A 3,080-nucleotide genomic window follows, 5' to 3' on the forward strand; every position below is an offset into this window, starting at 1 on the left:
GATGTCGATGCGTCTAGCCTTGAAGTCTGTCGACAGACTACACAGAAGGAAGGCATTGTGGCCTACTCCGCATCCATGATTATCGACGGCTCGGCCGTCGGGTCCTCGTCCGGGGATACATTCGAATCCGTCAATCCCTTCGACTCCGAGGTCTGGGCCACTGTGCCCGCGGGCACCGCAACTGATGTGGACGCCGCCGTCGGGGCCGCTCGAGCCGCCGCCAAGTCCTGGGGCCGCACGCCTGGCGTGGAGCGGGGCCGCCTGATGAGAGCGCTGGGCGAGGCGATCCGTCGCGATGCCGAGCAGTTGGCGCAGTGGGAGAGCACGGACAACGGGAAGGTCATCCGCGAGACGCGCACGCAGATGCAGTTCCTGGCGCGCAACCTGGACTTCTTCGCCGGATCCGCGGACAAGCTGTTCGGATCCTCGATCCCGTTGGATAACCCCCGCATCCTCGATTACACGGTTCGCCGCCCCTACGGGGTCGCCGCTTTGATCACCGCGTGGAACAGCCCGCTCGCGCTGCTGGGCAACAAGCTGCCGCCTGCTCTCGCTGCTGGCAACACGGTCGTCATCAAACCATCCGAGCACGCATCCGTCACCACCACCGAACTCGGCCGGCTCGCGCTCGAGGTCGGATTCCCTCCTGGAGTCGTCAACGTCGTCACCGGCGACAGCGTCGTGGGCGAAGCGCTCACCAGCCATCCTGGCGTCGACAAGATCAGCTTCACGGGAGGCGGACCGGCCGGCAGGCGAGTCGCCGAGAACGCTGCAGCTCGCTTCGTGCCGGTGACCCTCGAACTCGGCGGCAAATCGCCCAACATCATCTTCGCCGACGCCGATCTCGAACGCGCCGTCGCGGGCGCGGTGTCGGGCATCTTCGCGGCTGCCGGCCAGACCTGCATCGCGGGCTCACGTTTGCTCGTCGAACGCCCGGTCTACGAGCAGGTGATCGACGCGGTCGCACAACGGGCGCGCGCGATCCGTCTCGGAGATCCTCGCGATCCCGCGACCCAGATGGGGCCCGTGGCGAACGAACCGCAGTTCGAGCGCATCGCCCGCCTGCTGGAATCGGCCGGGTCCGCCGGTCGCGTTGTCACCGGCGGTGGCGCGGCGCACGTGAGCGGTGCACCGAAGGGCTTCTTCGTCGAGCCCACCGTCATTGCCGACGTCGACCCGGCCAGCACGATCGCACGGGAGGAAATTTTCGGGCCCGTGCTGAGCATCATGCCATTCGACAGCGACGACGAGGCGATCGAACGGGCCAACGACAGCGAGCAGGGACTGGCGGGCGGCGTCTGGACCCGTGATCTCAATCGAGCACTGCGCATGGCCGACGAGCTCGAGGCCGGCGTGGTGTGGGTCAACACCTATCGCACATCGGCCGCGCAGGCGCCGTTCGGCGGCACGAAGCGAAGCGGCTACGGCCGTGAGCGCGGTATCGAGGCCCTCGACGACTACCTGTTTACGAAAAACATCATGATCGACACCTCCGACGAGGTTCGCGACCCCTTCATGATCCGCACCTGAGGAAAGGACCATCAGCATGGCAAAAAACGAAGACTACGACGTGATCGTCGTCGGCGGGGGCAATGCTGCTCTGACTGCGGCGCTTTCGGCTCACGAGAACGGCGCCCGCGTGCTCGTGCTCGAAGCCGCGACCGAGGAGGAACGAGGCGGCAACTCCCGATTCTCCGGCGGCATCTTCCGCGCGGCGCACGATGGCTTGGAGGCCATGAAACCGATCCTCCACTCCTCCAACGAGCGCTGGTACGGGCGGGTCGAGTCCGAGCCGTACACAGCGGAGACCTACCGCGCAGACTGGATGCGGACCTCCGCCGGGCGGCCTGACCCCGCCCTCGTCGACACGACCATCGATCGCTCCTTCGAGACCCTGCAGTGGATGCACGACCTCGGCGTCGAATGGGACCTGACCGCGGACAAGCTCATGGATCCCGACAAGCAGCCTGACGGGACGACGATCCAGCTGCCCCCGGGCGGGGCCATTCGCGCCCGGCACGAGGGGATCGGTCTGATCGAGCGGCTCTACGCCGCCGTCGAAGCCGCGGACATCGATGTCTGGTACTCCGCCCCCGCCTCCGAGCTGATCGCGGAAGGCGCCACCGTACTGGGGGTGCGGGTGCGTCTCGAAGACTCGTTCCTCGACATCCATGGCCAGGTGGTACTCGCCGCAGGCGGATTCGAGGCCAACCCCGAGATGCGTCTGCGCTACCTCGGAGACGGCTGGGACCTCGTGAAGGTGCGCGGTACCAGATACAACATGGGCGAGATGCTGCGGAAGTCGATCGATGCAGGTGCTCAACCCGCCGGGCACTGGGGCGGCGCGCACGCCGTGCCCCTCTCCCAGGACGCACCAGCCATGGGCGATCTCCGGTACACCGACAAGTTCAGCCGCTACTCCTACCCCTACGCACTACTGGTCAACGACGCGGGCGAACGCTTCGTCGACGAGGGCGAGACCGAGGTCTGGCTGACCTATGCAAAGACCGGTTGGGCCATCCGGGCTCAGCCCGGCGCGCAGGCTTACCAGATCTTCGACCAGAAGGTGGTGCATCTCCTGGAGCCGCGCTACAGCACGTCGCAGCCGGTCGTCGCCGACACCCTCGAGGAGCTGGCCGAGAAGCTGAGCATCTCGGCGGAGGGGCTGCGGAACACGGTCGACGCCTTCAACGCCGCCGTCCCCGACGATGCCGAAGGACGAACCGATCCCTTCTCGCTCGACGGTGTCGCCGCGAAGCCCGCCGGGCAGCCCGCTAAGAGCAACTGGGCCCGCCGGATCGACCAGGGTCCCTTCGTCTGCTATCCGGTGACCTGCGGCGTCACCTTCACCTACGGCGGGCTCCGGGTCGACGAGCAGGCCAGGGTGATCACGCAGGAGCAGAAGGTGATGGCCAACCTGTATGCCGTGGGCGAAATCGCAGGTGGATTCTTCTATCACAACTACGGTGCAGGAACCGGCCTCATGCGGGGTGCCGTCTTCGGCCGCATCGCGGGCGCGAACGCCGCGGTTGCCGCCAAAGCCAGGAGCGAGAAGAACGAAGTCGCCGCATGACCGGGTT

Annotated in this window: 2 protein-coding genes; both read left to right on the top strand. The window is 66.7% G+C overall.

What is annotated here, in order from left to right; genetic code table 11:
- Positions 1–1,530 (top strand): aldehyde dehydrogenase (locus tag B5520_RS22240; RefSeq protein WP_217700368.1); only part of this gene is annotated, 1,530 nt, incomplete at its 5' end.
- A gap of 16 nt (positions 1,531–1,546) precedes the next feature.
- The gene (gene tcuA / locus B5520_RS22245) at positions 1,547–3,073 is read left to right on the top strand and encodes an FAD-dependent tricarballylate dehydrogenase TcuA (protein ID WP_079599236.1); all 1,527 of its coding nucleotides are present in this window, start codon (positions 1,547–1,549) and stop codon (positions 3,071–3,073) included.
- Positions 3,074–3,080 lie beyond the last annotated feature (7 nt).

The organism is Arthrobacter sp. P2b, from assembly GCF_900168295.1.
Taxonomy (GTDB): Bacteria; Actinomycetota; Actinomycetes; order Actinomycetales; family Micrococcaceae; genus Arthrobacter.